At 76.8% G+C, this 1,218-nt stretch carries 1 protein-coding gene; it reads right to left on the minus strand.

Going from position 1 to position 1,218, the window contains the following annotated elements; translation table 11 throughout:
* On the minus strand, window positions 1–891 hold an 891-nt coding region (locus ABT106_RS32000; protein ID WP_502979546.1), incomplete at its 3' end, for a COG1470 family protein.
* Window positions 892–1,218: the final 327 nt, after the last annotated feature.

The following is a 1,218-nucleotide window of genomic DNA, read 5'->3' on the forward strand; positions in this document are numbered from 1 at the left end:
GGCGCCCGCCGCCGGGTCGCCGCCCGGGAGGGCTCCGCCGGGGAGCGGGTCCGGGGGCGGGGCGGGCGCGGAGGGCAGCGGGGTCTGCCCGCCGAGCGGGGCGGGCAGTACGGCCCCGGTCTCCGTCTTCATCTCGCCCGCCGCCGAGTTGACCTTCGGGGAGAACCCGAACCAGAACACGGCGAAGGCGACCGCCCCGGTGGCCAGCAGCCCGGCCGCGAAGAGCAGCCGGCCCGGGAGCACGGGGCGCTGTTCGAAGTCCCCGGTCAGCTCCAGGCCGCCGGTCTCCCCCGACCGGCGGACCGTCACGGTCGTACGGTGCGTCTCGGTGCCCCCGGTCCAGCTGACCGTCTGCGGCCGGATCTCCACGTCGGCGAAGACCGCCCGGCCCGGGGCCACCCGCACCGCGTTCGGCCGGATGTCGAACGTGAGGCGGCCCGACTCGTCCCGGGCGGTCAGGGAGGCGGTGAGCGGTGTGTTGCCGAGGTTGTCGACGGCGAGGGCGGCGCGTCCCCGGAACCGGCCGACGAGGCTCGGCGGGACCAGCTCGGCGCGCAGTTCCGTGAACGGGGCGACGGTGACCCGGCCTTCGACGACGTCCCGCTGGCGCGGGTGCTCGCGCGGTTCGACGAGGATCCCGAACGGGGCGGGCCCCGCCGGCGCGTCGGGTGAGCGGGGTGGTGCGAAGGAGATCTCCGCGGTGCCCTCGCTGCCCGGGTAGAGCCGCAGGGAGCCCGGCTCGATCCGGGCCCACCCGGCGGGGGCGCCCACGATCGACAGCCGGTACTCCTCCACCGTGTCCCCGGTGTTGCGCACCCGCAGGCGGGCCGCGGTCCGGCCGCCGGGATCGACGGCCACGGCGGCCGGGTCGAGAGTGGTCCACATCGTCATGCGGGAAGGCTAGGCGGCGCGGGTGAGCCGGTCGGTGCCCGAAAGTACCGGGCCGGGGGCACACCTGACTGCCCGTACGTACGCCCTGGAGCCCCTCAGTGCGCGGAGGGGGCGGGGGCCTGCCGGGCGAACTGGCGGACCAGCGGGTGGTAGCGGTAGCTGCCCGAGGTGCCGGGCTGGAGCAGGCCCGAGTCGACGAGCTCGTCGATCGCGTCCGCCGCCGCTGCCTCGGAGGCGCCGGTCGCGTCGGCGGCCCACCGGGAGGTTCACCCACAGCTGGAGACCGTGGAAGAGCCCGCCGGACACGACGAGGGACTCCGGCGGGGC

Source organism: Streptomyces sp. NPDC002044, from assembly GCF_040296725.1.
GTDB classification, from domain to species: Bacteria; Actinomycetota; Actinomycetes; order Streptomycetales; family Streptomycetaceae; genus Streptomyces; species Streptomyces antarcticus.